The following is a 23,577-nucleotide window of genomic DNA, read 5'->3' as shown; positions in this document are numbered from 1 at the left end:
GTGTCAGGCGGGAATTCGTGAAGATATGGATTATTTCGCTATGGCATAGCGTTCTGTGATGGACATTACAATTTCAACTAATGCTGAAATAGCACCGTTTTTTATTAATCACCTAATATTTAAGCAATAAAACTGTGATGCGCATCATTTATGAATTTTCAGTATGGATTTTTCATCTTATGCCATATGGATAATGGCAATTTTTAACCAAAAAAAACCTCCACCCGGCGGCAGAGGTTCGTCATGCAGGCGGAATTAACGCGCCAGCCAGCCGCCGTCGACGGCCACGGTGTAGCCGTTGATATAGTCAGAAGCCGGGGATGCCAGGAACACAATCGGCCCCATCAGATCGCTCGGCAGACCCCAACGTCCCGCTGGGATACGCTCCAGGATTGCCGCGCTGCGCTCTTCATCCGCACGCAGCTGCTGGGTGTTATTGGTGGCCATATAGCCTGGCGCAATCGCGTTAACGTTGATGTTGTGCTGCGCCCACTCGTTGGCCAGCAGACGGGTAACGCCCATCACCGCACTTTTCGACGCGGTATAAGACGGCACGCGGATACCGCCCTGGAAGGAGAGCATGGAGGCGATGTTGATGATCTTGCCGCCTTTGCCCTGGGCGATAAAGTGCTTCGCCGCTGCCTGAGACATAAAGAACACGCTCTTAATGTTCAGGTTCATGACGTCGTCCCAGTCGCGCTCGCTGAAGTTGATCGCGTCTTCACGGCGGATCAGACCCGCGTTGTTCACCAGGATATCGATATGACCGAATTCCGCCACCGCGCGATCCAGCAGTTCAGGGATCGCGTCGATTTTTCGCAGGTCGGCGGTCAGGCTCAGGAATCGGCGGCCCAGCGCGGTGACGCGCTCGATGGTTTCGGTAGGCTCAACAATGTTGATACCGACAATGTCGCAGCCCGCTTCCGCCAGACCCAGCGCCATACCCTGACCCAGCCCGGTGTCACAACCGGAAACCACAGCCACTTTACCCTGCAGAGAAAATGCATCCAGAATCATGTTTGTTCCTTAATCGTTCAGCGCCTGTCACCAACAGGCAGGTTTATGCTTCACTGCCTGCGACTAGCGCAGATCCTTAACAGCGACATGGTCCATGTCATCAAAGACCTGGTTTTCACCGACCATTCCCCAGATGAAGGTATAGGCTTTCGTCCCCACGCCTGAGTGAATGGACCAGCTTGGCGAAATTACCGCCTGCTCGTTGTGCATCACGATATGGCGGGTTTCCTGAGGCTGTCCCATCATGTGGAATACGCAGGCGTCTTCATCCATGTTGAAGTAGAAATAGACTTCCATGCGGCGCTCGTGGGTATGGCACGGCATGGTGTTCCACAGGTTGCCCGGCGCGAGCTCGGTCAGCCCCATGCTGAGCTGGCAGGTTTCCAGCACGTCCGGAACGAAGTATTTGTTGATGGTGCGGCGGTTGCTGGTGAGGTTATCGCCCAGCGTGACCGGCGCGACGTCCGCTGGCGTCACTTTTTTGGTTGGGTAGGTGGTATGCGCCGGGGCGCAGTTGTAGTAGAACTTCGCTGGCTTACCGCCGTCAATGCTGGCAAAGACCACCTCTTTCGCCCCTTTTCCGACGTACAGCGCGTCGCGATGGCCAATCTCATAGCACTGGCCGTCGACGGTAACGGTGCCCGGCCCGCCGATGTTGATCACGCCCAGTTCACGACGCTCAAGGAAATAGCTCACGCCCAGCTGTTTACCCACTTCTCCACCCACGGAGACGGTTTTCGCCACGGGCATAATCCCGCCCACAATGATGCGGTCGATGTGGCTGTAGACCATGGTGTACTTGTCGGCTTCAAATACCTGTTCCACCAAAAACTCATTACGCAATCCCTGCGTATCCAGCGCCTTAGCATGCGCACTGTGGATGCTTTGTCTGATGTCCACGTTGACCTCCAGAAATGATCGTGCCCAAGGGCAAAGATGATTAACGAAACGACGTTCCGTTTTCTTGATGAACACATAGTATCCGCTGAGATTTGGCTTTTCAATTGCATTTAAAACAACGTTTCACTTTTTCTGCATCTTAATACCGAAAATGATGTTTCGATCACGATAATGTCAGAACATCCCTATCAATCCCGATAACTCTTACGAATTGCGCCACCAGTCACACATAATGAAACATTGTTTTGATAATTTAACACCCAGTTTTTAACTCAACCTCATTCAAAGGAGTGCATTATGGCTAAAGGTATGCGGGTCAAGCTGAACTACGAGGTCAGCCGCGATCCGGATACAGGCGTGGAAGTCACCCGCCTGACCCCCCCGGAAGTCACCTGTCATCGCAACTACTTTTACCAGAAGTGCTTCTTCAACGACGGCAGCCATCTGCTGTTTGCAGGGGCGTTCGACGGTCACTGGAACTACTATCTGCTGGATCTGAAAAAGGCTGAAGCGGTGCAACTGACAGAAGGCGCGGGGGATAACACGTTTGGTGGGTTCCTTTCGCCGGATGACAGCGCCTTCTACTATGTGAAGAACGATCGCACCCTGCTGGAAGTGGATTTGCAGACGCTGGAAGAACGCGAAGTGTATCGCGTCTCTGACGACTGGGTCGGTTACGGCACCTGGGTTGCCAACAGCGACTGCACCAAACTGGTGGGTATTGAGATCGCTAAAAGCGACTGGACGCCGCTGAACGACTGGAAGATCTTCCACGATTTCTTCCACAAGGGGCCGCACTGCCGCCTGCTGCGCGTGGATCTGAAAACGGGCGCAAGCGCCACTATCCATGAAGAGAAGAACTGGCTGGGCCATCCTATTTACCGTCCGTCCGACGACAACACGGTGGCCTTCTGCCACGAAGGCCCGCACGACCTGGTCGACGCGCGTATGTGGCTGGTTAACGAAGACGGCAGCAACGTGCGTAAGGTGAAAACGCATGCAGAAGGCGAAAGCTGCACGCATGAATTCTGGGTGCCGAACGGATCTGCCCTGGTGTACGTCTCGTATCTGAAGGGTCAGCAGGGTCGCACCATCTCCCGTTTTGACCCGGAAACCGGCGTTAACGAGGCAGTGATGCAGATGCCCGCCTGCTCGCATCTGATGAGTAATTTTGACGGCACGCTGCTGGTGGGCGACGGTTCAGGCACGCCGGTCGACGTCAAGGACACCGGGGGCTACACCATCGATAACGACCCGTACCTGTATGCCTTCGACGTCGCGAAAAAAGCTTATTTCCGCATCGCGCGTCACGACACCTCCTGGGCGACGGTGGCAAACAGCCGCCAGGTCACCCACCCGCATCCATCCTTTACTCCGGATGATAAAGCGGTGCTGTACAGTTCCGATAAAGACGGCAAACCAGCGCTCTATATCGCGAAACTCCCCGAGCAACCTGAAATGTTGCATGCCTGATTTGAGTTAGTGTTTCTGTAACTGGCCTTGCCCTCCGTTTCGGAGGGCTTTTTTTTGGTAGGTGGCTGCCTGACTGGAGGGAATGACCAGGCCGGGTAAGCGCTAGCGCCACCCGGCAGTTTTTAGAGAATAAGTTGGACTTTAGAAGGAATACGCCACGCCTAAACGGAAACGGGTCTGGCGCTCGTCGGTGTCTTTTACGCCCACGTTGCCCACCTCAACATACGGCGCCCAGTTTTGATCCCATTTATAGGCCAGCTTGGCGTTATATTCGTTAGAATAATCTTTATTATTATTACGAATAATACCCTCGGTACTTTTCGCATAAACGTAATTCAGCTCGGTACGCCAGTCCCCCATGACCCAACCCACCCAGGCATCGCCACGGTTAACTTTGTCATCGTCTTTATTTGAGCTGGACGGATAACGGGTATATTCGTAACGGTAACGTGCCGCCACGTAAAAACCATTATCGAAGCTGTATTGCAGGTGCAGGTTCGGTTTATAAATGGTACGGCTGTCATTACTCTCAATGGTAAATGCAGGCGTCAGCGCAATATTGTCGGTCGCTTTCCAGCGCCAGCTAATTTGGTCTTCATGACCGTTACCCACAACATCGGCAAACGGCTGGTCGGCCTTGTCGCCACCGGATTTCCATTTCGCTTCAACAGAGAAGCCAAAGCCGTTAGCAAAGCGATGCGAGACCGCAACGCGGTCTGCGTTCGCGCCGTTATCAATATATTCATGGCGCAGATCGACGGTAACCGCCTGAGCCGCAAAAGACGCACCAATAAGAGAGGCAAGGACCAGAGATTTATTAAACATGAAAAAACCCTCAAATAAAATAGCGTTTCGTTTTTATGGAACTGCAGTTTATTTTTTAATAAACGTTATTTTAGTGATCGAGATCGTAATTATTTGTTTCATTTTTTTTGGCAAAGATGCACGTGATGTCAGTCAACAAAAGAGGATTATTAACCTTAAATTTCAGGGGAGAGATCACAGTAAGATGTTAGCGGGGATAATAATACAGCGCGTAATTATTCCACTCTGCATTGAGATTGAACTAATAATCGTAAAAAACGTCACGCTATGCGCAAAAAAAAACCTCCCGAGGGAGGTTTGCTTTTTGAAAGGAAAGGATCACCGCTCAATCGCCAGCGCCACCCCTTGCCCACCGCCAATACAGAGCGTGGCAATGCCTTTACGGGCGTTACGCTTTTTCATTTCATGCACCAGGGAGACCAGTATACGGCAGCCTGACGCGCCGATAGGGTGCCCCAGCGCAATAGCGCCACCGTTGACGTTGACCCGCAGCGGATCCCACTCCAGCATTTTGCCTACCGAGATCGCCTGCGCGGCAAAGGCTTCGTTGACTTCAATCAGATCCACGTCGCTAAGCTGCCAGCCTGCGCGCTCCAGACAGCGGCGCGTCGCATAGACGGGGGCGATCCCCATTAACGCCGGATCCACCCCCACGCTGGCAAATGCTTTAATACGTGCGAGCACGGGAAGATCCAGCTCCTGCGCTTTGCTTTCGCTCATCATCATCACGGCCGCAGCGCCATCGTTAATGGAAGAGGCATTCCCTGCGGTCACCGACCCCAGCGTTTCAAAGGCCGGGTTAAGCTTCGCCAGCCCTTCTGCGCTGGCATCGGTGCGCGGCTGCTCGTCGGTCTCCACCATCACGGCTTCACCGTTCTGACGCTGGGTCCTGACCGGGACGATCTCATCGCGAAACCGTCCGGAATCAATTGCGGCGCGGGCTTTTTGCTGCGAGCTCAGCGCGTAGGCGTCCTGAAGCTCGCGGCTGATGCCATATTCACGCGCCAGGTTTTCCGCCGTCACGCCCATATGATAATCGTTGAACGCATCCCACAGGCCGTCATGCACCAGGCTGTCGAGCAACTGGCTGTTTCCAAGCTGCGCGCCGGTACGGCTATCGGTCAAAACGTGTGGCGCGCGACTCATGTTCTCCTGCCCACCGGCAATCACCACATCCGCCTCGCCGCACTGAATGGCCTGGGTGGCAAGATGCAGCGCTTTTAAACCGGAACCACAGACGTCGTTGATGGTAATGGCGGAAACCGTGTTGGGCAGCCCCCCTTTCAGCGCCGCCTGTCGGGCAGGGTTTTGCCCGGCTCCGGCGGTCAGCACCTGGCCGAGGATCACCTCATCGACTTCATGGGCGGCAATACCGCTGCGTTCCACCAGCGCTTTCACCACCACGCTACCCAGATCGACAGCCGAGTGGCGCGCTAATGCCCCCTGAAAACAGCCGATAGCTGTACGCAACGCACCCACTATAACGACATCTTTCATCACGACCTCAGTGTTAAATGACCTGACGATAGTAGAGTATTGTTATCAACAATTATCGCGATTGTTTAAAATTAGTGAGTTAAATCACAAGGATCAGCGCGCGTCCTGCAAATACTGTCGCAGCCAGCTTCCGGCGACGCCAGGGGGAGAGCGTTTGTTCCAGAGCAGATCGACACCAATCGCGCGTGGCCAGCCGGGTACATTGAGTTGCACCAGCGATTTCGCCGCCGCAAATTCATCGACCAGCGCACAGGGCAGTACACACCAGCCAAATCCCTGGACCGCCATACTCAAGAGTAACAGGTAATTCGGTGCTGACCAGACCGGCCCCCGGGCAAGGGTGGCTTCGCGTTCGAGATAGGTGCTCAGGCGCAGTTCTCGCCAGCCCTGTAGCTCATCAGCCCTGGTTTCGTGTTGCCCGGCAAGCGGGTGTTCCGCGCTGACGTAAATCGCCATCCGGGTCTGCAGGGGAAGCCGGGTCACACCAATATCGGTAGGATAACTGCCGCGCGCTTCCGTCAGGCCAATTTGCGCCCTCTCCTTCTGCAGCAGATCGATGACATCCTCTTCTTCGCCAATCAGACATTCGAATTCCGTATGCGGAAAGCGCTGGTCGAACTGTTTCAGCAGGTTTTCAAGCACGTCCGGGTTGAGCGTATCGGAGAGCACAAACGTCAGCCGCGCCTCGGTCTGCGCGGTTAACGACACCGCCAGTTCGTCCAGCCGCGCGCTGGCGGCCAGGATCGACTGCACATAGCCCAGCACCTGCTCGCCCTGGACGGTTAACACCGGCTGGCGTGCCGAGCGGTCAAACAGATCAAACCCGAGATCGGCTTCCAGGTTGGCTATGGACGTGCTGATTGTGGACTGGCTTTTACGCAGGCGGCGGGCGGCGGCGGAAAAGGAACCTGCGGCAACGGTCTCGACAAACGCGGTGAGGGCTTCAGGGGAATAGCGCATGAACTATCTACTTTATCGATGGATACCATCTTTAATATATCAGCTTTAGCGATAAAAATAGGCCACATCGACGCCCATCCTGGCGAATGAATGAGGTCACTATGCAACATCAAGATGCACTCCACCGTAAACTGCCGGAGCGGATCTTCCATGCCGTCTGCTTTGAAGGGATTGCCACGGCGATCCTCGCCCCAACCGCAGCCTGGCTTATGCAGCGCTCCGTGGTGGAAATGGGTGGGTTAACCATTATCCTGGCGACCACGGCGATGCTGTGGAACATTATTTATAACTTTGGCTTCGACCGCTTCTGGCCCGTTCAGCGGGTCAAACGCACGGCAAAAGTGCGCGCGCTACATGCACTGGGGTTCGAATGCGGGTTTATTGTGATTGGCGTGTCCATTGTCGCCGCCGTTCTCGGCGTGACGTTGCTTCAGGCATTCACGCTGGAAATAGGTTTCTTCCTGTTCTTCCTGCCGTACACCATGTTCTATAACTGGGCGTACGATACCCTGCGCGAAAAATTCCTTAAGCGTCGCCAGCAACGACGCGCCCTGGCTGGCTAAACGCCCTCTGGCCGGACGCCCGTTCCGGCCAAACTCCTTCGAAGCAACTGCGCTCTCCACGCATAATTATGGTAAATTGCACGCCATTCTGATGGTTTGATAGTTGAAACGTTGCTCTAATGTCGAAAATTTGGTCAAAAGATGAGACTCTCTGGAGTTTCGCTCTCTATGGCACGGCCGTGGGCGCAGGAACGCTGTTCTTGCCCATTCAGCTGGGCTCCGCAGGCGCCATTGTCCTGTTTATAACCGCCCTCGTGGCCTACCCATTAACCTACTGGCCGCACAGAGCGCTGGCGCAGTTTATTCTGTCGTCGAAGACAAAAGGTAATGAGGGGATCACCGGTGCCGTTTCCCACTACTACGGCAGAAAGGTGGGGAATCTGATCACCACGCTCTATTTCATCGCCTTTTTTGTGGTGGTGCAGATTTATGCCGTGGCTATCACCAACTCGTTAACCGAGCAGCTGGCAAAACAGATGACCGTGGATACCGCCGTTCGCGTGCTGGTCAGTTTGGGCGTGGTGCTGGTACTGAATCTGATCTTCCTGATGGGACGGCACATCACCATCAAAGTGATGGGATTCCTGGTGTTTCCGCTGATTGCCTATTTTCTGTTTGTCTCGCTGTACCTGACGGGAAGCTGGCAGCCCTCGCTGCTCACCAGCCAGATGGCGTTCGATCGGCATACGTTGCATCAGGTGTGGATCTCGATCCCGGTGATGGTTTTCGCCTTTAGCCATACCCCGATTATCTCGACGTTCGCGGTTGACCGTCGTGAGAAGTTCGGTGATGAGGCCATGGGTAAATGCAAGAAAATCATGAAGGTGGCGTATCTGATTATCTGCCTGAGCGTGCTGTTCTTCGTGTTTAGTTGCCTGCTCTCTATCCCGCCGTCGTACATTGTGTCGGCGAAAGAGCAAGGGGTCACGATCCTCTCAGCGCTGTCGATGATGCCCTCTTCACCTGCATGGTTGGGCATTTCCGGGATTATTGTGGCCATTATCGCGATGTCGAAATCGTTCCTCGGCACCTATTTCGGGGTGATTGAAGGGGCGACGGAAATTGTCAAATCGTCGCTGAATCAGGTGGGGGTCAAAAAGAGCCGCGCCTTTAACCGCGCGATTTCAATTCTTGGCGTGTCGTTGATCACCTTCGCGGTCTGCTGCATCAATCCGAACGCCATTTCGATGATTTATGCCATTAGCGGCCCGCTTATTGCCATGATCCTGTTTATTATGCCGACGCTGTCGACGTACCTGATCCCGTCGTTGAAACAGTATCGCTCCATCGGCAACCTGCTGACGCTGATCGTCGGCGTGCTGTGCGTGTCGGTGATGTTTGTAGGATAAGCCCGCGGTGCCCGGCGCAATGCCGGGCACCTCTCTCACGCCCGAATATCGTCATATTCCCGCGTATTATCAAATTCATGTTTGGCAAACGGGCACAGCGGGATAATTTTACGGTTTTCACCGCGCATCTTCTCCACCACTTTCGCCACCAGCTGCTTACCCACGCCCTGCCCTTTCAGGCTCTCGTCCACGTCGGTATGTTCAATAATGCTGAGGTGTTCACCGGTCGGAACAAAGACAATCTCCGCCACCTGGTTCCCGTCTGCATCATTCACATAAAATTTGTTATGGCCTTCCAGAATATCCATGGTTCCTCGCTTATTTTTGGCGATACTTCAGCGCGCCGCTCGGGCAGGTATCAATCACGCGTATGACGGTCTCAACATCGACTTCATCCGGTACGATCCACGGTTTACGTTTCAGGTTGAACAGCTTCGCGCTGCCGCGTACGCAGTTTCCTGAATGTTTGCAGATCCCGGTATTGAAGTAGACGTCGATCTTCTCACCGGTGTAGGCCCGGTATCCCGCTTCCAGTAGCTCTTTATCCACGACATAGCCTCTGTTGTTATTATGTTGGTGAATGGGTTATAGCACAGGAAAGCGGGAGGCGGTTAGCGTCGGTAAGCGAGCGATCGTACCAGTCTGTCGCCGAGTTTCTGGATAGTCTGCACCAGCAGCAGTAATACGATGACCGTGCCGGCAATCAGGGTGTTATCGAAGCGTTGATAGCCATAGCGAATGGCCAGATCTCCCAGCCCGCCGCCGCCGACGACGCCCGCCATGGCGGAAAAACCGATCAACATCACAATGGTCAGCGTAATTCCCGCCACCAGCGCGGGCAGCGCTTCGGGCAAGAGCACCCGGCTGACAATATGCCAGTGGCTGCCCCCCATCGACTCCACCGCTTCAATGCGGCCCCGATCCACCTCGTCCAGCGCGCTTTCAACAATGCGTGCGAAAAAGGGAAAGGCACCAAGCGTAATGGGTACCACGGCGGCGGTGCTGCCAAGCGTGGTGCCGACAATCCACCGGGTGACCGGGATAAGGGCAATGAGCAAAATAACAAAGGGCAAGGCTCGACCAATATTCACGAGGCTATTGAGCACGACAGCCACCGCCCGGTTGGGTAACACACCGTCTTTACGCGTGATAAACAGCAGCACGCCAACGGGTAATCCAATGGCTACCGTAAAGAGCGTCGCCAGCGCCACCATGTAGAGGGTTTCCAGGGTGGCGTTAATCATTAAGTCCTGAAAGCGATCCCAGTTCACGCTACGCATCTCGCCCCCGTCTCTGACTCATATTTTGCCAGGAAAGCACGATCGGTTTCGCCATCCTGCAGCAGCATTTGACGCAGCCGCCCTTCCCGACGCGACATAATTTGCGAAAGCGACCCGCTCTCAATGAGCGCCCCCTGCTCCAGCAGGGCCGCGGCATGGCAGATCTGCTTCACGACCGTCATTTCGTGGGTGATCAGCACAATGGTGATATTGAGCTGCTGTTGAATATCAGCCAGCAGATCGAGAATTGCGCGAGTCGTTTCCGGATCGAGCGCGCTGGTCGCTTCATCGCACAGCAGGTAGCGAGGCTGCACCGCCAGCGCACGGGCAATGCCCACCCGCTGCTTCTGACCACCTGAGAGCTGCGAGGGCCACGCGTGACCAAAATTCCCCAGACCCACCAGTTCGAGCAGGGCGGCAACCCGCTGCTGGTGCAACGGGCGCGGGACACCGGCAATCTCCAGCGGCAGATCGATATTGTCGTTTACGGTACGCGAGTGCAGCAGATTGAAGTGCTGGAAGATCATGCCCATCTGCTGACGCTGCTGGCGAAGCTGCGCCACGCCCAGCGTGGCGATATCCTGGCCGTCGATGAGTACGCGACCCGACGTCGGCTGTTCAAGGCGATTCAGACAGCGCAGCAGGGTGCTTTTTCCCGCCCCGCTGCGCCCGAGAATGCCAAAGATTGTTCCTTCTTCTATCGACAGCGAAATGTCCGTCAAGGCCGGCGCGATTGCGCCGGGATACTGTTTACTGATGTGCTCGAGTTTAATCATGCTGTGGCGCCGTAACGGGGATCACCGAGCCGTTGTATTTCTCGCGGATAAAGGCTGCAACCTTCGGGGAGGTTAAGTCTTTCGCGAGTTCGGCAATACGCGGGTCTTTCAGCAATTCAGGCGTGGTGACCAGCAGGTTGGCATAAGGGTTGTTGCTGGCGGATTCCAGCCCTAAAGCGTCTTTCGCCGGAACCAGACCCGCCTCAAGGGCATAGTTGCCGTTGATCACCGCAGCGTCCACATCGTCTAACGCACGCGGGATTTGCGGCGATTCAATCTCCACGATCTTGATTTTCTTCGGGTTGTCGCTGATGTCAGCAGGCGTCACCAGCGTAGAGGCCGCGTCGCCGCTGGCCTTCAGTTTCAGCACGCCTTTGCTCTGCAACAGCCACAATGAACGGCTGAGGTTAGTGGCGTTATTCGGCACGGCAATGCTTGCCCCTTCCGGTAATTCATCCAGTGATTTCACCTTACGGGAATAGATACCCAAGGGTTCAATATGAACTTCAGCAGCCACGCTGAAGGTTTTTCCCAGCGCCTTCTCCTGATCTTTCAGGTACGGCAGATGCTGGAAATAGTTGGCATCCACCTCTCCGGAAGCCAGTAACTCATTCGGGTTAATCCCGCCGCTGCTCATCTCGATAATTTTCAGATCGAGTTTAGGATCGATTTTTTTCACATACTCCAGGATTTCCGCATGGGGAATAGGATCGGCGGCGATACGTAACGGTGCGGCGTGCAGCGTTTGTGAAACCAGTAAAGCGAGCCCAGCCAGCGTAAAGAATGCAGATTTCATCATCGTCTTATCTCATATTGTTTATTAAAACTGTGGTTCGCTGCTGAGGTGATCCGCGTAAAAACGGTTTGCCACATCAGGATGAGAACGCAGTCGGCCTTTTAAATAATTCCAGCCCACTTCGCGTAACAGGGGGTTGAGCGGATCGCTGGTTGGTCCGTGTGCCAACCGCGCGAGGGAGTCGGGCAGTTGAAAGACCGGCACGACTGCATTCAGCTGTGCGCCGAGGAAGAAAGCGTATGACAGGCGCTCCCGGCCAGCCTGCGGGGAGACGACGCGGTGTACGGTAGCGCGCAGATAGCCATTGGTTGCCAGTTCGAGCAGTTCGCCGATATTAACCACGAATGCGCCAGGCAGCGGCACCGCGTCCACCCATTCATTCGGCGAGACCTCAACCTGCAAACCGCCCTGCTCGTCCTGCAATAACAACGTCAGGAAACCCGAATCCTTATGCGCGCCAACGCCCTGGCGGGATTCATTTTCACTGCGCCCCGGATAGCGGATCAGCTTGATGTGCTCGTTGGGATATTCGCCGTAAAGGTCATCGAAGGAGTTTCTCGGCAGGGACAGCGCTTCGGCAAAAGCCCGCAGAAGTTCAAGCGCCACGTCGGTCATTTTTTGCTGCCAGAGAGTGATCACACCACGCATTTCCGGCAGCGCTTCGGGCCACTGATTGGGTCCCTGCATACGTTGCCATACCGGGCCAGTGCTGCTTTCGATGGCAGAGCGTTCAGCGCCAATATCAAATTGCTCGCGGTAGTCCGGTTGGCTGCGGGTAATTTCCGAACCCGCGCGGTTATAGCCGCGAAAATGCGGTGAATTGGCCATCCTGACCTTCAGCTTCTCCTGCTCCGGGAGGGCAAAAAACTCACGCGAGACGCGCTGTACGTCGTCCAGCAACGCCTGAGAAATACCGTGCCCGGTAAGATAAAAGAAACCCACATCGCGGGCCGCTTTCCCCAGGTCTTCAAGAAAGGCTTTACGCTGTTGAGGATCGCCCTGCAACCGGGAGAGTTCAATAACAGGTAAGGAGAGATTTTGCGCTGTGCTCATCGTTTTTTTCCAGCTTATGACAATGCGCTCACCTTGCCATTTCGCCACATAGTGCACTACGAAGTTTTCTGTCTATCGATATCAAAAAGCCAGCAATGGGCTTGCAAGAATAAGGGTTAAAATTTATTTCAGCGGAGATTTCGCCAATAACACTTTTATTTATAAATAACGCCTACACCTACCCCCAAATAATTACCACCTTATATTTTTCACCTTGAGAACATTCTCATTGCACACTTTGCCGCTTCATTCTCTTTCGCGCAATTTGTAAACTCATGTAATTCATTTTCGCGACGGGCTTAGGGTAAAAAAACCTTGCACCAGGCGGCAATTCTGATGAATCGAACCAGTAAGCAACGGATATCGCAACCATTTATAGGCACAGACCTGTAAAATAACGAAGCGGTATATTTCGCAGCGGCAACCACCTCGTCCCAAAATAAAGCGAAACTGTAATTTGACTCTTCCAGCATAACGACTAATGTTAATTCCTGAACGACAAATGATACGAATTAAAAAATCGTATCTCCTGACATAAACGCAACAAGAGGGTTGATATATGGCAGAACATCGTGGTGGTTCCGGTAATTTCGCTGAAGACCGTGATAAAGCATCAGAAGCTGGACGTAAAGGCGGCCAGCACAGCGGTGGTAATTTCAAAAACGATCCGCAACGCGCGTCTGAAGCAGGTAAGAAAGGGGGACAGAACAGTCACGGCGGAGGCCGTAAATCTGATAACTCCTGATCTTATTTAAGTCTCTTATAAATAAACCAGAGAGCATGCTGCGGGCCTGCAGGCTCGCAGTACCCTTTACTTATTTAACCGGAGCGTAAATATGAACATGAAAAGTATCGAAGACGTTTTTATTCATCTTCTGTCCGATACCTACAGCGCAGAGAAACAGCTCACCCGGGCACTCAGTAAGCTTGCACGTGCTGCTTCCAGTGAGAAACTGAGCGCCGCGTTTACGGCTCACCTCGAGGAAACGCAGGGACAGATTGAGCGTATTGACCAGATTGTCGAGCAGGAATCTGGCATTAAGCTGAAGCGAATGAAGTGCGTTGCGATGGAAGGTCTCATCGAAGAGGCCAATGAAGTCATTGAGAGCACAGAGAAAGACAACGTACGTGATGCTGCATTGATTGCCGCAGCGCAAAAAGTCGAACACTACGAAATTGCCAGTTACGGTACCCTTGCCACATTAGCTGAGCAACTTGGCTATAAAAAAGCCGTTAAACTTCTTGCCGAAACGCTTGAAGAAGAGAAAGAAACCGATCTCAAACTCACCGATCTGGCCGTAGGGAATATTAACCAAAAAGCGCAAAAATAACGCTTTAACACAGGTTAAATAAAATGAGCATCAGTCCCAGGACAATTAAACGGTGCCATTTAGCGGCAGCTATAATATGGCTCATTCTCGCCATACCCTCCATTATCTGGTGGAAGAATAGCGTGCTCTGGGTCATTATCATCAGTATTTACGCAAATATAGTCGGCCACTTATCTGGCTATACTGCCGCGCGTGCCGACCAGGCTGCTGAAAGTGAGACCAAATAACCAGGCCAATGCAGAGGAAATAATGATGAATCACGTAGAACACTATCATGACTGGCTACGCGATGCCCATGCGATGGAAAAGCAAGCCGAATCGATGCTGGAATCCATGGCCAGCCGTATTGAAAATTATCCCGATTTACGTGCTCGTATCGAACAACATATTAATGAGACAAAACGCCAAATTACATTGCTGGAAGAAATACTCGACCGCAATGATATTTCACGTTCGGTTTTAAAAGATTCAATGAGCAAAATGGCGGCCCTGGGACAGTCCATTGGCGGCATGTTCCCCTCCGATGAGATCGTAAAAGGCTCAATCAGCGGCTACGTTTTCGAGCAGTTTGAAATTGCCTGTTATACCTCCCTGCTGGCAGCCGCCAAAAAAGCGGGTGATACCGCCTCGATACCCGCCATTGAGACCATCCTGGCGGAAGAGCGCGAAATGGCCGACTGGCTGATTCGCCATATTCCGCAAACGACGGAACAGTTCCTGCTGCGCTCGGACGCGGACGGCGTTGAAGCGAAAAAATAACTGGAGAGGGAGAGTCTATGTTCCGACACGTAAAACAGCTGCAGTATACGGTTCGCGTGGCCGAACCCAATCCGGGCCTGGCCAATCTGTTACTGGAACAGTTTGGCGGGCCGCAGGGCGAACTTGCCGCCGCCTGTCGTTACTTCACTCAGGGACTGAGCGATGACGATCCTGGCCGCAAAGATATGCTGATGGATATCGCGACCGAGGAGCTGAGCCACCTCGAAATTATCGGCACCCTGGTCGGTATGCTTAACAAAGGGGCCAAAGGTGAACTGGCGGAAGGTGTTGAAAGTGAAGCGGAACTGTATCGGTCAATGACCGAAAACGGCAACGACAGCCACATCACGTCGCTGCTATACGGCGGTGGTACGCCGCTGACCAACTCGGCGGGCGTGCCGTGGACTGCAGCCTACATTGACACCATCGGCGAACCTACCGCCGACCTGCGCTCAAACGTGGCGGCGGAAGCCAGAGCCAAGATCATTTATGAACGACTGATCAACGTGACGGACGATCCGGGGGTTAAGGATGCGCTGGCGTTTCTGATGACGCGTGAGGCGGCGCACCAGCTCTCCTTTGAAAAGGCGCTGCAGTCTATCCGCAATAATTTTCCTCCCGGAAAATTGCCGCCAATCGAGGAGTACACCAACAAGTACTACAATATGTCTGAAGGTGGAGAAGTTCGCGGAAGCTGGAACAGCGATAAGCATTTCGACTACGTGGAATCTCCCCAGCCAGCGGTTGACGGAGGAGACGGCAGTGCAAGCGTAACGCTTACGACCGAGCAGGCCACGCTGGTCAAAGCTATGTCTGCACGCACAAAGTCCGATCCAAACGCCGACCCGCTAACCGGCGCCGAGCTTGGCGCAGGGAAGAAAAAACCGTAATCGGTTTTGCCAGGTAGCCTGACGCTGCCTGGCAATTCTCGTTAGCCCTCCGTTCCAGAGGTACGGCCCATGTTCGAACTCGATGCGTTTCATCTGGCCAGAATACAATTCGCCTTTACCGTCTCGTTTCACATCCTTTTTCCCGCCATCACCATCGGGCTTGCCAGCTATCTGGTAGTACTTGAAGGCATGTGGCTGCGCACCAAAAACGACGTCTGGCGTTCGCTGTACCATTTTTGGCTAAAGATTTTTGCCGTCAACTTTGGCATGGGCGTGGTGTCCGGGCTGGTGATGGCTTACCAGTTCGGTACTAACTGGAGCGGTTTTTCCCAGTTCGCAGGCAGTATCACCGGCCCGCTACTCACCTATGAGGTGCTCACCGCCTTCTTCCTTGAAGCCGGTTTTTTGGGCGTGATGCTGTTCGGCTGGAACAAGGTCGGCCCTGGCCTGCACTTCTTCGCGACCTGCATGGTGGCGCTGGGTACCCTGATGTCCACCTTCTGGATCCTGGCCTCCAACAGCTGGATGCACACTCCGCAGGGCTTCAGTATTCAGAACGGCCAGGTGATCCCTGAGGACTGGCTGGCAATTATCTTTAACCCCTCCTTCCCGTATCGGCTGATCCACATGTCTATCGCCGCCTTTCTGAGCAGCGCGCTGTTTGTGGGCGCATCGGGCGCGTGGCACCTGCTGCGCGGCAACGACACGCCCGCCGTGCGCAAAATGTTCTCAATGGCGATGTGGATGGCGCTGCTGGTCGCCCCCATCCAGGCGGTGGTCGGCGATATGCACGGCCTGAACACGCTGGAGCACCAGCCCGCCAAGATTGCCGCCATCGAAGGACACTGGGAGAACCCGCCGGGCGAAGCCACGCCGCTGCTGCTGTTTGGCGTGCCGGACATGGAGGAAGAGCGCACCAAATACGGGCTGGAGATCCCCGCGCTCGGCAGCCTGATCCTGACCCACAGCCTGGATAAACAGGTCCCCGCCCTGAAGGACTTCCCGAAAGAAGATCGCCCGAACTCCCTGATTGTCTTCTGGTCGTTCCGCGTTATGGTCGGGATGGGGCTGCTGATGATTGCGCTCGGCGCGCTCAGCGTCTGGCTGCGCTACCGGCACCGGCTATACCACTCGCGTCCGTTCCACTGGTTTGCCCTCTGCATGGGGCCCGCCGGGCTCCTCGCACTGCTGGCCGGCTGGGTGACCACCGAAGTGGGCCGCCAGCCGTGGGTAGTCTACGGCTACCTGCGCACCATCGACGCCGTATCGCTGCACAGCACGCTGCAGATGAGCATCAGCCTGCTGGCCTTTATCGTGGTCTACTGTTCGGTCTTTGGCGTGGGCTATGTCTATCTCGTTCGGCTAATTAAGAAAGGGCCGCAGCCTGTTGGCACCCTAACCTCTAACACCTCGGGCACCCCTGCCCGTCCGCTGTCTGCCGCTGAATCGGTTCCCGAAGAGGAGAGAAGCTGATGGGCGTTGATATCTCGGTTATCTGGTTTGCAATCATCGTCTTCGCCACGCTGATGTACATCATCATGGACGGCTTCGATCTCGGAATTGGGATGCTCTTCACCTTTGTAGGTGATGCCAAAGAGCGCGACGTGATGGTAAACAGCGTGGCCCCGGTCTGGGACGGAAATGAAACCTGGCTGGTGCTGGGCGGTGCGGGGCTGTTTGGTGCGTTTCCGCTGGCCTATGCGGTGATCATTGATGCGCTGACCATTCCGCTTACCGCCATGCTGATTGGCCTGATCTTTCGCGGCGTGGCGTTCGAATTTCGCTTCAAGGCGACGCCGTCGCACCGCAAATTCTGGGACTACTCCTTTGCGGGCGGATCCTTGCTCGCCACATTCAGTCAGGGGATCGTCGTCGGGGCAATGATCAACGGTTTCGATGTGGAAGGACGACGCTTTGTCGGCTCATCGCTGGACTGGCTGACGCCGTTCAACCTGTTCTGCGGGCTGGGGCTGATCGTCGCTTATACCCTGCTGGCGACGACCTGGCTCATCATGAAAAGCGAGGGCGCACTGCAAACCCGCATGCGCGAGTTGACCCGCCACGTGCTGCTGGCGCTGATGGTGGTTATCGCGGTGGTCAGCATCTGGACGCCACTTGGCTGGCAGTACGTGGCCGACCGCTGGTTCACCCTGCCGAATTTCTTCTGGTTCCTGCCGGTTCCCCTTCTGGTGGCGGTGTTTAGCCTGCTGATCTGGCGGCTGACCCGCAATCCAGGCAGCCATGCCCGCCCGTTCCTGCTCACCCTGGGACTCATCTTCCTCGGGTTTAGCGGGCTGGGCATCAGCCTGTGGCCGCATATCATTCCGCCGCGTATTACCCTGTGGGAGGCCGCCGCGCCGCCGGCCAGCCAGCTGTTTATGCTGGTCGGGACGCTGCTGATTATTCCGGTGATTCTGGTGTACACCGCCTGGAGCTACTACGTCTTCCGGGGCAAAGTGTCTGATACGGAAGGCTATCACTGAGGTGCGCTATGGCAGGCTGGCATACACGAGCCATTATTTATCAGATTGATACCGCCCTGTTTTACGACCTGAACGGCGATGGCTGCGGGGACATCGCCGGAATTGGGGCCAAGCTGCGCTACATCCGTCGGATGGGGGCAACTGTTATCTGGATCACCCCGTTTTATCTGACGCCGTTTCTGGATGAAGGCTACGACGTAAGCGACCACCTGCAGGTCGACCCACGCTTTGGAAAACTGAAGGATATCATCGCGTTTATCGAGCAGGCCCGCGAGCTGGGCATGCAGGTGATTATCGAGTTGCTGATCCAGCACACCTCGGACGCGCATCCCTGGTTTCAACAGGCGCGCCGCAACCCGCAGTCCCCCTTTCGCGATTATTACCTGTGGTCCGATAACGACGATGACGACACGCCGCCCATGTTTCCCGGCGTGGAGAAAAGCATCTGGTCATGGGACGAGGAAGCCGGACAATACTACCGGCATATGTTCTATCGCCATGAGCCGGATCTGAATCTGGCCTCGCCTGCGGTGCTCAAAGAGATCGACAACATCATCCTCTTCTGGCTCAAGCTCGGCGTGTCGGGCTTTCGCCTGGATGCGGCGTCTCATCTGACAAAACAGGCCGGGCGTGGGGATGAGAAAAAGGGGCTGTGGATCCTCGAACATATGCGTCAGCTGATTGAGCAACACAACCCGGATGCGATCCTGCTCGGGGAAGTAGACGTCGAGGTCGAGGAATATAAAGACTACTTTGGTGATAACGATCGCCTGAATCTGGTGCTGAACTTCTGGCTCAACAAGTATTTTTACGTCAGCCTGGCCGAGAAAAGCGCCCGCCCGCTGCGCAAGGCGGTGAAGAAAATGATCGTGCCGCCGGACTCCTGCTGTTTCGCCAACTGGCTGCGCAATCATGACGAGCTGGATCTGGAGGGGATCGGCAAAAAAGAGAAGCAGACCGTTCTTGATACCTTTGCCCCAGATGACGACATGAACGTGTATCAGCGCGGCATTCGCCGCCGCCTGGCGCCGATGCTGAATGGCGATCAAAAACGGCTGGCGTTCTGTCACGCGGTGCTGTTCTCTCTGCCGGGCGTACCAGTGATGCGCTACGGGGATGAAATCGGCATGGGTGACGATCTGGAGCTGGAAGAGCGTTACGCCGTCCGCACCCCCATGCAGTGGGCGGGCTCGCAGGGCGGTGGTTTTTCGGATGCCGACCCCGACACCTTTATCGCCCCTGTCATCGATCGCGGTCCTTTCCGCTATCAAAAAATCAACGTGGCGGATTCCCTTCTGCACCGCAACTCGCTTCTACATCGCATCATTGATATTGCCAATACGCGTTCAGAGTTCCCGGAAATTGGCATGGCGCCGTTTCGACTCATCAACATCGACAGCGATGCAGTCCTGGGGCTCTATTATGAAACCGACGAGCGCAGCATTCTGACCTTCGTGAACTTCAGCGACAAGGCGGTTCAGTTCACCGCGAAAGGGATCCGGCACGCCACCTGGACCGCCTGTCTGGCCGACAAACGGTACGAGGATGCGCTACTGCCCGGTAAAACGGTGGAGCTCAATATCGGCGGATACGGCTACCGCTGGTTCTGGACCAACCGCACCGCGCTGCGCTGACTATTTTTTCCGGGTCGACAGCAGGCGAGCCATGACCAGCCCCGCGACCGCGAGCGAACCGAGCAACACTTTCCCCGGCATGCCGGAGGAGACGGTCGTGGCACGATCCTTCGCTTCGGCAGAAAAGCGTCCATGGATTTTGTGCAGATCGTTGACCGGCTGATCCAGATAGTCCCGGCGGTTTTCGGCGTTCAGCTTATCGGTCATCTGCCCTTCCCACGCCTTTTTTACCATCAGCCTGTCAAGAAAACCGGGGAAGAGAAACTGCCCGACAATCGACTGAACGGTACTGCTGCCCACCCAGAGTTCACGCACTGGTTTCTGCACGACCTTAAAAATGGCGCTGGCCGCCACTTCGGGCTGGAAGACGGGCGGAACGGGGCGCATCGCCCAGGCAAATTTGTTTCTCGCCCAGTCAAACTGCGGCGTATTAAGACCCGGCATTTGCACCATTGAAAGCTGAACCCGGCTATTTTCGTGCATCAGTTCGGTACGCACGGCGTCGGTGAATCCGCGTATCGCGGCCTTTGCGCCACAGTAGGCAGACTGAAGGGGGATAGAACGGTAGGCCAGCGCAGACCCGACCTGAATAATTACCCCGCGATCGCGAGGGACCATCAGTTCCAGCGCGGCGCGGGTGCCGTTCACGTAGCCCAGATAGGTGACCTCCGTAACGCGGCGAAATTCATCGGGCGTCATCGTGCGAAACGGTGCCAGCACGGCCCCCATCGCGTTATTCACCCACACATCGATTGCCCCCAGGCGGTACTCAATATCGTTGGCGGCATCGACGACGGCCTGGCTGTCCGCCACGTCGGCCTGCACGGCATACGCATTGACGCCAAAACGGCGTAGCTCCTCTTGCGTGGAGTGCAGGCTCTCTTCCTCGCGGGCAATAATACCCACATCGTAACCCGCTTTCGCAAAGTGCAGCGCCGTCGCTTTCCCCACGCCCGCTGTCCCGCCGGTAATGACAATTACAGTCATACAACCTCCGCCTTTATTTCAAGCCTGATAGCTTCTCGATCAGTTCAGATAAGGCATAACGGACCGCTTTTTCCACCACATCCTGACATTCACCGGAAAAGTGCACAGTGCTCGTTTCCGTACGCTCGCCTAAATTCCAGGCGAAGCAGACGGTTCCGGCTGCCGTACCGTCATTCCCGCCTTCTGGCCCCGCATAACCGCTGATAGCGATACTGATATCGGCCTGCGCAATATCGCGAATTTTCGCTGCCATTTCGGTGACCGTTTGTTCACTGACGGCGGTGAAGCGCGTGAGGGTTTCATGACGAACGCCCAGGATCCTCTCTTTTGCCTCATCGCTGAACACCACCATCCCGACATCATAGAATTCTGCCGTGTTCTCCTCGGCACAGAGCGCAACCGCCAGATTGCCGCCCGTGCAGGATTCCGCCGTGGTCAAACGCAGCCCTAAATCCGTGAGTTTTGTCGCCAGCTTTTTCGTTAACTCCCCGACGGTTTCATTTTTATCATGCTCCAGATTATGCATAGCGGTGCCTCTTAATTTTCAAAAGGAATGATGGAAATATGACCATTCCTTTCCAGAATAGCGTATTTGATTTCTTTCAACTCCGTCACGCCATTATTTTGACGCGCTGAAACCAGAATATCATCGCAAGAAACATCCACTTTTTTAAGCTTATCCATGAGTGGAATACCGTTTTCCACTAATATAACCGGTGTGCCATCCAGAATATTTTCAACGGGAGAAAAATACTTTTTCATTAAGCCAAAAATAATGTCTACCACCACCAGCGTGGTGATCGTAATCATCGCACCGGTGACCGAAAAATCTTGTCCCAACAGCGCCTGTTGCGTTGCTTCACTGATGATGAGCAGCAGGATCAGGTCGAAACTGGTCATTTGCAGCAGCGCGCGCCGTCCAGCCACTTTGAATACCACGACCAGAAAAAGATAAATGGCCAGGGCTCGAAAGACCATATCCATATTCGCCTCCTAAGGGTAAATGAACTGCCAGAAGCGAATTTCTGGCTCGTTGTTTACACGAATTGCATTTGCCCACTTCCCCGCCTTCGACGGCGTCAGAAATAGCCTGACGGTGAATTTTTCATTATATTTTAGGTTGTTATAGACGAAAAAAAGCGTATCTCCCCGGCTGTACATGCTGTCAGGCTGCGGCCAGATGCTGCCCGGCTCATAGACATCACCGCTCTCGCTCGCCATGCTGATGACGTATTCCCCCTGGGTTTTTACCGGGAAGGCAATCTGCAGCGGAAACTCTGTTTCCCGGCGACCAAAACGCTCATAGTTGAGAGTGAGCGTTTTTGCCGAATTCATTTTTTCAGTATCACTGACCGCCCCGCTCGAAAACAGACCGGCAATCGCCGCGATAATAATAGCCAGCAACAGGATAAAACCGACCTGCCGAAATGCATACTCGAACGTCAGCAAACGATAACTTTCATTTATCCCGGGCAGCTTTTCATTTTTACGATTCATCGTTGCCATCACCGCTTCGCTTATTTGTCGAAATTTATGATTTCTATAAGCAAATGCTTTTAGGACTTATCACATTTGCCACATAAAGGAATAGCAACAATACTTAATAAGTCAAGACAGCCAAAATGAAGGATATCGGATGAAATTATCAGTCATTTCAGCCTTATTAATATTACTGGTTCCCGCCGCCTGGGCAGATAATAACGGCGGGTTACAAAAAGGCGAAGCGCCACCCCCGCCTCATGCGCTGGACGACGGTTATCGAGGCACTGATGACGCGCGGATTATGACCATTACTCAGGCAAAAGGAATGCATGATGGCGCAACCATCTCACTGCGCGGAAACCTGATTGACGGAAGCGGCGACAAATATGTTTTCCAGGATAAAACGGGAAAAATAGACGTCATTATCCCTAAAGCGGTGTTTGACGACAGAACCGTCAAACCCGATCAGATGATCAGTATTAACGGCTCACTGGATAAGAAATCATCACCTCCTGTCGTACGCGTCGATCATCTGCAGAAATAAATTCAGCGAAGCGTTAACGCTGTCACTATCCATCAAATCTCACCCCTTGGCCTGTAAGGAGTCAGCAATGAGTGATACCACACAACGTACCAACGCTTTCCCAAAACCGCCGTTCCCTGAGCAGCCGCAAACGCCGCCGGGTCTGGCGTCCGAGATGCAACCCGTGCCCGATCACGGGGAAAAGAGCTATAAAGGGCATGGCCGACTGGCCGGTAAGAAGGCCCTGATCACCGGCGGTGATTCGGGTATTGGTCGCGCCGTGGCGATTGCCTATGCCCGCGAAGGTGCCGACGTCGCCATTAACTATCTGCCCGAAGAGGAGCAGGACGCCGCTGAGGTGATTGCGCTGATCGAAGCCGAGGGACGGAAAGCCGTCGCGCTTCCCGGCGACGTGCGTGACGAGACCTTTTGCCAGAACCTGGTGGAAGAGGCGGTAGCAAAACTTGGCGGGCTGGATATTCTCGTCAATAACGCCGGTCGCCAGCAGTATCGCGAGAAGCTGGAAGAACTCACTACCGAAGATTTTGACGCCACCTTCAAAACCAACGTTTACGCGCCCTTCTGGATCACCAAAGCGGCGCTGCGTCACCTGAAAGCGCCAGCGTCGATTATCAATACCTCCTCCGTGCAAGCGGTACAGCCGAGCGCCGTGCTGCTCGATTACGCGCAGACGAAAGCCTGTCTGGCGGTATTTACCAAGGCCTTAGCGAAACAGCTGGGACCTAAAGGGATTCGCGTCAACGCCGTTGCGCCGGGGCCTTACTGGACGGTTCTTCAGTCGAGCGGCGGGCAGCCGATGGAGAAAGTGAAACACTTTGGCGAGAGTTCCCCGCTGGGACGTCCGGGTCAGCCCGTTGAAATCGCGCCGCTGTACGTGACGTTAGCCTCTGACGAATGTTCGTTTACCTCCGGGCAAGTGTGGTGCTCGGACGGGGGCGACGGGACTATCTAAAAATAAAAAGGCTGCGTGAGCAGCCT

General features: G+C 54.6%; 28 protein-coding genes. 13 read left to right on the top strand and 15 right to left on the bottom strand.

What is annotated here, in order from left to right; genetic code table 11:
* Window positions 1-255: 255 nt before the first annotated feature.
* Both kduD and kduI read right to left on the bottom strand, forming a co-directional pair.
* On the bottom strand, window positions 256-1,017 hold the full coding sequence (kduD, locus tag KW829_RS13320) for a 2-dehydro-3-deoxy-D-gluconate 5-dehydrogenase KduD (RefSeq protein WP_042717044.1): 762 nt from the start codon (window positions 1,015-1,017) through the stop codon (window positions 256-258).
* Between the two features lie 63 nt (window positions 1,018-1,080).
* Window positions 1,081-1,917, bottom strand: coding sequence for a 5-dehydro-4-deoxy-D-glucuronate isomerase (gene kduI / locus KW829_RS13315; RefSeq protein WP_089600936.1), 837 nt, complete (start codon window positions 1,915-1,917; stop codon window positions 1,081-1,083).
* A 297-nt stretch (window positions 1,918-2,214) separates the two neighbouring features.
* On the opposite strand from kduI, the gene KW829_RS13310 reads away from it, so the two are divergent.
* A complete protein-coding gene (locus KW829_RS13310) occupies window positions 2,215-3,390 on the top strand; it encodes an oligogalacturonate lyase family protein (RefSeq protein ID WP_218308391.1) in 1,176 nt (391 codons plus the stop codon).
* Between the two features lie 141 nt (window positions 3,391-3,531).
* On the opposite strand, the gene KW829_RS13305 is transcribed toward KW829_RS13310, so the two are convergent.
* From KW829_RS13305 to KW829_RS13295, 3 genes are all read right to left on the bottom strand, one after another.
* Complete coding sequence (locus tag KW829_RS13305) at window positions 3,532-4,215, bottom strand: oligogalacturonate-specific porin KdgM family protein (protein WP_218308390.1); 684 nt, start codon at window positions 4,213-4,215, stop codon at window positions 3,532-3,534.
* Between the two features lie 318 nt (window positions 4,216-4,533).
* On the bottom strand, window positions 4,534-5,712 hold the full coding sequence (locus KW829_RS13300; RefSeq protein WP_100166341.1) for an acetyl-CoA C-acetyltransferase: 1,179 nt from the start codon (window positions 5,710-5,712) through the stop codon (window positions 4,534-4,536).
* Between the two features lie 93 nt (window positions 5,713-5,805).
* A complete protein-coding gene (locus KW829_RS13295) occupies window positions 5,806-6,672 on the bottom strand; it encodes a LysR family transcriptional regulator (protein WP_214598186.1) in 867 nt (288 codons plus the stop codon).
* Window positions 6,673-6,773: 101 nt separating this feature from the next.
* Between KW829_RS13295 and KW829_RS13290 the strand changes: the two genes are divergently transcribed.
* Complete coding sequence (locus tag KW829_RS13290; protein ID WP_042718447.1) at window positions 6,774-7,235, top strand: multidrug/biocide efflux PACE transporter; 462 nt, start codon at window positions 6,774-6,776, stop codon at window positions 7,233-7,235.
* Between the two features lie 119 nt (window positions 7,236-7,354).
* Complete coding sequence (locus KW829_RS13285; protein ID WP_100166342.1) at window positions 7,355-8,584, top strand: amino acid permease; 1,230 nt, start codon at window positions 7,355-7,357, stop codon at window positions 8,582-8,584.
* A gap of 35 nt (window positions 8,585-8,619) precedes the next feature.
* On the opposite strand, the gene KW829_RS13280 is transcribed toward KW829_RS13285, so the two are convergent.
* The 6 genes from KW829_RS13280 to KW829_RS13255 all read right to left on the bottom strand — a co-directional run bounded on the left by KW829_RS13280 (window position 8,620) and on the right by KW829_RS13255 (window position 12,489).
* Window positions 8,620-8,892, bottom strand: coding sequence for a GNAT family N-acetyltransferase (locus KW829_RS13280; protein WP_010435212.1), 273 nt, complete (start codon window positions 8,890-8,892; stop codon window positions 8,620-8,622).
* A 10-nt stretch (window positions 8,893-8,902) separates the two neighbouring features.
* The gene (gene yjdI / locus KW829_RS13275; protein WP_010435213.1) at window positions 8,903-9,133 is read right to left on the bottom strand and encodes a 4Fe-4S mono-cluster protein YjdI; all 231 of its coding nucleotides are present in this window, start codon (window positions 9,131-9,133) and stop codon (window positions 8,903-8,905) included.
* A gap of 62 nt (window positions 9,134-9,195) precedes the next feature.
* Complete coding sequence (locus tag KW829_RS13270; protein ID WP_089600363.1) at window positions 9,196-9,864, bottom strand: methionine ABC transporter permease; 669 nt, start codon at window positions 9,862-9,864, stop codon at window positions 9,196-9,198.
* Entirely contained in the window at window positions 9,852-10,640 is a 789-nt protein-coding gene (locus tag KW829_RS13265; RefSeq protein ID WP_218308389.1) for a methionine ABC transporter ATP-binding protein, read from the bottom strand. The genes KW829_RS13270 and KW829_RS13265 overlap by 13 nt, the downstream gene beginning before the upstream one ends.
* Window positions 10,633-11,436, bottom strand: coding sequence for a MetQ/NlpA family ABC transporter substrate-binding protein (locus KW829_RS13260; RefSeq protein WP_371317575.1), 804 nt, complete (start codon window positions 11,434-11,436; stop codon window positions 10,633-10,635). Before KW829_RS13260 ends, KW829_RS13265 begins: the two co-directional genes overlap by 8 nt.
* Window positions 11,437-11,460: 24 nt before the next feature.
* Window positions 11,461-12,489, bottom strand: a complete 1,029-nt coding sequence (locus KW829_RS13255; protein WP_218308388.1) for an isopenicillin N synthase family oxygenase — start codon at window positions 12,487-12,489, stop codon at window positions 11,461-11,463.
* A gap of 559 nt (window positions 12,490-13,048) precedes the next feature.
* Between KW829_RS13255 and KW829_RS13250 the strand changes: the two genes are divergently transcribed.
* The 8 genes from KW829_RS13250 to KW829_RS13215 all read left to right on the top strand — a co-directional run bounded on the left by KW829_RS13250 (window position 13,049) and on the right by KW829_RS13215 (window position 19,586).
* Window positions 13,049-13,234 carry a general stress protein gene (locus KW829_RS13250; RefSeq protein ID WP_004136767.1) on the top strand — a complete coding sequence of 62 codons (186 nt, stop codon included), beginning with the start codon at window positions 13,049-13,051 and terminating at the stop codon, window positions 13,232-13,234.
* A 91-nt stretch (window positions 13,235-13,325) separates the two neighbouring features.
* On the top strand, window positions 13,326-13,820 hold the full coding sequence (locus KW829_RS13245; protein ID WP_042714546.1) for a ferritin-like domain-containing protein: 495 nt from the start codon (window positions 13,326-13,328) through the stop codon (window positions 13,818-13,820).
* A 23-nt stretch (window positions 13,821-13,843) separates the two neighbouring features.
* Window positions 13,844-14,047 (top strand): hypothetical protein, encoded by a 204-nt coding sequence (locus tag KW829_RS13240; protein ID WP_042714544.1) that lies wholly within the window; start codon window positions 13,844-13,846, stop codon window positions 14,045-14,047.
* A 25-nt stretch (window positions 14,048-14,072) separates the two neighbouring features.
* Window positions 14,073-14,579, top strand: coding sequence for a ferritin-like domain-containing protein (locus KW829_RS13235; protein ID WP_010435238.1), 507 nt, complete (start codon window positions 14,073-14,075; stop codon window positions 14,577-14,579).
* 17 nt (window positions 14,580-14,596) lie between these two features.
* Entirely contained in the window at window positions 14,597-15,469 is an 873-nt protein-coding gene (locus KW829_RS13230) for a manganese catalase family protein (RefSeq protein WP_010435239.1), read from the top strand.
* Window positions 15,470-15,538: 69 nt separating this feature from the next.
* Window positions 15,539-16,942, top strand: coding sequence for a cytochrome ubiquinol oxidase subunit I (locus KW829_RS13225; protein WP_042714542.1), 1,404 nt, complete (start codon window positions 15,539-15,541; stop codon window positions 16,940-16,942).
* Complete coding sequence (cydB, locus tag KW829_RS13220; RefSeq protein ID WP_218308387.1) at window positions 16,942-17,952, top strand: cytochrome d ubiquinol oxidase subunit II; 1,011 nt, start codon at window positions 16,942-16,944, stop codon at window positions 17,950-17,952. The genes KW829_RS13225 and cydB overlap by 1 nt, the downstream gene beginning before the upstream one ends.
* 8 nt (window positions 17,953-17,960) lie before the next feature.
* Entirely contained in the window at window positions 17,961-19,586 is a 1,626-nt protein-coding gene (locus tag KW829_RS13215) for an alpha-amylase family protein (protein ID WP_218308386.1), read from the top strand.
* Here KW829_RS13215 and KW829_RS13210 read toward each other — a convergent pair whose 3' ends face one another.
* From KW829_RS13210 to KW829_RS13195, 4 genes are read right to left on the bottom strand one after another with little or no spacing between them, the layout of a single operon-like run.
* Window positions 19,587-20,573 (bottom strand): SDR family oxidoreductase, encoded by a 987-nt coding sequence (locus KW829_RS13210; protein WP_218308385.1) that lies wholly within the window; start codon window positions 20,571-20,573, stop codon window positions 19,587-19,589.
* A 13-nt stretch (window positions 20,574-20,586) separates the two neighbouring features.
* The gene (locus KW829_RS13205) at window positions 20,587-21,099 is read right to left on the bottom strand and encodes a 2-oxo-tetronate isomerase (protein WP_218308384.1); all 513 of its coding nucleotides are present in this window, start codon (window positions 21,097-21,099) and stop codon (window positions 20,587-20,589) included.
* Between the two features lie 11 nt (window positions 21,100-21,110).
* Complete coding sequence (locus KW829_RS13200) at window positions 21,111-21,557, bottom strand: DUF421 domain-containing protein (RefSeq protein ID WP_010435249.1); 447 nt, start codon at window positions 21,555-21,557, stop codon at window positions 21,111-21,113.
* 9 nt (window positions 21,558-21,566) lie between these two features.
* Window positions 21,567-22,070, bottom strand: coding sequence for a hypothetical protein (locus tag KW829_RS13195; RefSeq protein WP_120158704.1), 504 nt, complete (start codon window positions 22,068-22,070; stop codon window positions 21,567-21,569).
* A gap of 139 nt (window positions 22,071-22,209) precedes the next feature.
* Between KW829_RS13195 and KW829_RS13190 the strand changes: the two genes are divergently transcribed.
* Both KW829_RS13190 and KW829_RS13185 read left to right on the top strand, forming a co-directional pair.
* Window positions 22,210-22,599 (top strand): YdeI family stress tolerance OB fold protein, encoded by a 390-nt coding sequence (locus KW829_RS13190; protein ID WP_172701766.1) that lies wholly within the window; start codon window positions 22,210-22,212, stop codon window positions 22,597-22,599.
* Between the two features lie 67 nt (window positions 22,600-22,666).
* Complete coding sequence (locus KW829_RS13185) at window positions 22,667-23,551, top strand: SDR family oxidoreductase (protein ID WP_218308383.1); 885 nt, start codon at window positions 22,667-22,669, stop codon at window positions 23,549-23,551.
* The last annotated feature ends 26 nt before the right edge of the window (window positions 23,552-23,577 follow it).

Source organism: Enterobacter sp. ENT02 (assembly GCF_019219165.1).
GTDB lineage: Bacteria > Pseudomonadota > Gammaproteobacteria > Enterobacterales > Enterobacteriaceae > Enterobacter > Enterobacter mori.
The sequence above is the reverse complement of the archived record's forward strand: the minus strand, read 5'-3'. Positions and strand labels throughout refer to the sequence as shown.

What these genes read in the sequence shown, in the direction of transcription:
- KW829_RS13215 (WP_218308386.1), top strand. Translation starts at nt 17,961, where the DNA reads ATGGCAGGCTGGCATACACGAGCCATTATTTATCAGATTGATACCGCC.
- KW829_RS13230 (WP_010435239.1), top strand. Translation starts at nt 14,597, where the DNA reads ATGTTCCGACACGTAAAACAGCTGCAGTATACGGTTCGCGTGGCCGAA.
- KW829_RS13190 (WP_172701766.1), top strand. Translation starts at nt 22,210, where the DNA reads ATGAAATTATCAGTCATTTCAGCCTTATTAATATTACTGGTTCCCGCC.
- KW829_RS13310 (WP_218308391.1), top strand. Translation starts at nt 2,215, where the DNA reads ATGGCTAAAGGTATGCGGGTCAAGCTGAACTACGAGGTCAGCCGCGAT.
- KW829_RS13270 (WP_089600363.1), bottom strand. Translation starts at nt 9,864, where the DNA reads ATGCGTAGCGTGAACTGGGATCGCTTTCAGGACTTAATGATTAACGCC.
- KW829_RS13195 (WP_120158704.1), bottom strand. Translation starts at nt 22,070, where the DNA reads ATGAATCGTAAAAATGAAAAGCTGCCCGGGATAAATGAAAGTTATCGT.
- KW829_RS13250 (WP_004136767.1), top strand. Translation starts at nt 13,049, where the DNA reads ATGGCAGAACATCGTGGTGGTTCCGGTAATTTCGCTGAAGACCGTGAT.
- KW829_RS13205 (WP_218308384.1), bottom strand. Translation starts at nt 21,099, where the DNA reads ATGCATAATCTGGAGCATGATAAAAATGAAACCGTCGGGGAGTTAACG.
- KW829_RS13295 (WP_214598186.1), bottom strand. Translation starts at nt 6,672, where the DNA reads ATGCGCTATTCCCCTGAAGCCCTCACCGCGTTTGTCGAGACCGTTGCC.
- KW829_RS13235 (WP_010435238.1), top strand. Translation starts at nt 14,073, where the DNA reads ATGAATCACGTAGAACACTATCATGACTGGCTACGCGATGCCCATGCG.
- KW829_RS13285 (WP_100166342.1), top strand. Translation starts at nt 7,355, where the DNA reads ATGTCGAAAATTTGGTCAAAAGATGAGACTCTCTGGAGTTTCGCTCTC.
- KW829_RS13185 (WP_218308383.1), top strand. Translation starts at nt 22,667, where the DNA reads ATGAGTGATACCACACAACGTACCAACGCTTTCCCAAAACCGCCGTTC.
- KW829_RS13245 (WP_042714546.1), top strand. Translation starts at nt 13,326, where the DNA reads ATGAACATGAAAAGTATCGAAGACGTTTTTATTCATCTTCTGTCCGAT.
- KW829_RS13265 (WP_218308389.1), bottom strand. Translation starts at nt 10,640, where the DNA reads ATGATTAAACTCGAGCACATCAGTAAACAGTATCCCGGCGCAATCGCG.
- kduD (WP_042717044.1), bottom strand. Translation starts at nt 1,017, where the DNA reads ATGATTCTGGATGCATTTTCTCTGCAGGGTAAAGTGGCTGTGGTTTCC.
- cydB (WP_218308387.1), top strand. Translation starts at nt 16,942, where the DNA reads ATGGGCGTTGATATCTCGGTTATCTGGTTTGCAATCATCGTCTTCGCC.
- KW829_RS13280 (WP_010435212.1), bottom strand. Translation starts at nt 8,892, where the DNA reads ATGGATATTCTGGAAGGCCATAACAAATTTTATGTGAATGATGCAGAC.
- KW829_RS13290 (WP_042718447.1), top strand. Translation starts at nt 6,774, where the DNA reads ATGCAACATCAAGATGCACTCCACCGTAAACTGCCGGAGCGGATCTTC.
- KW829_RS13210 (WP_218308385.1), bottom strand. Translation starts at nt 20,573, where the DNA reads ATGACTGTAATTGTCATTACCGGCGGGACAGCGGGCGTGGGGAAAGCG.
- KW829_RS13260 (WP_371317575.1), bottom strand. Translation starts at nt 11,436, where the DNA reads ATGAAATCTGCATTCTTTACGCTGGCTGGGCTCGCTTTACTGGTTTCA.
- KW829_RS13300 (WP_100166341.1), bottom strand. Translation starts at nt 5,712, where the DNA reads ATGAAAGATGTCGTTATAGTGGGTGCGTTGCGTACAGCTATCGGCTGT.
- KW829_RS13305 (WP_218308390.1), bottom strand. Translation starts at nt 4,215, where the DNA reads ATGTTTAATAAATCTCTGGTCCTTGCCTCTCTTATTGGTGCGTCTTTT.
- KW829_RS13225 (WP_042714542.1), top strand. Translation starts at nt 15,539, where the DNA reads ATGTTCGAACTCGATGCGTTTCATCTGGCCAGAATACAATTCGCCTTT.
- KW829_RS13240 (WP_042714544.1), top strand. Translation starts at nt 13,844, where the DNA reads ATGAGCATCAGTCCCAGGACAATTAAACGGTGCCATTTAGCGGCAGCT.
- KW829_RS13200 (WP_010435249.1), bottom strand. Translation starts at nt 21,557, where the DNA reads ATGGATATGGTCTTTCGAGCCCTGGCCATTTATCTTTTTCTGGTCGTG.
- KW829_RS13255 (WP_218308388.1), bottom strand. Translation starts at nt 12,489, where the DNA reads ATGAGCACAGCGCAAAATCTCTCCTTACCTGTTATTGAACTCTCCCGG.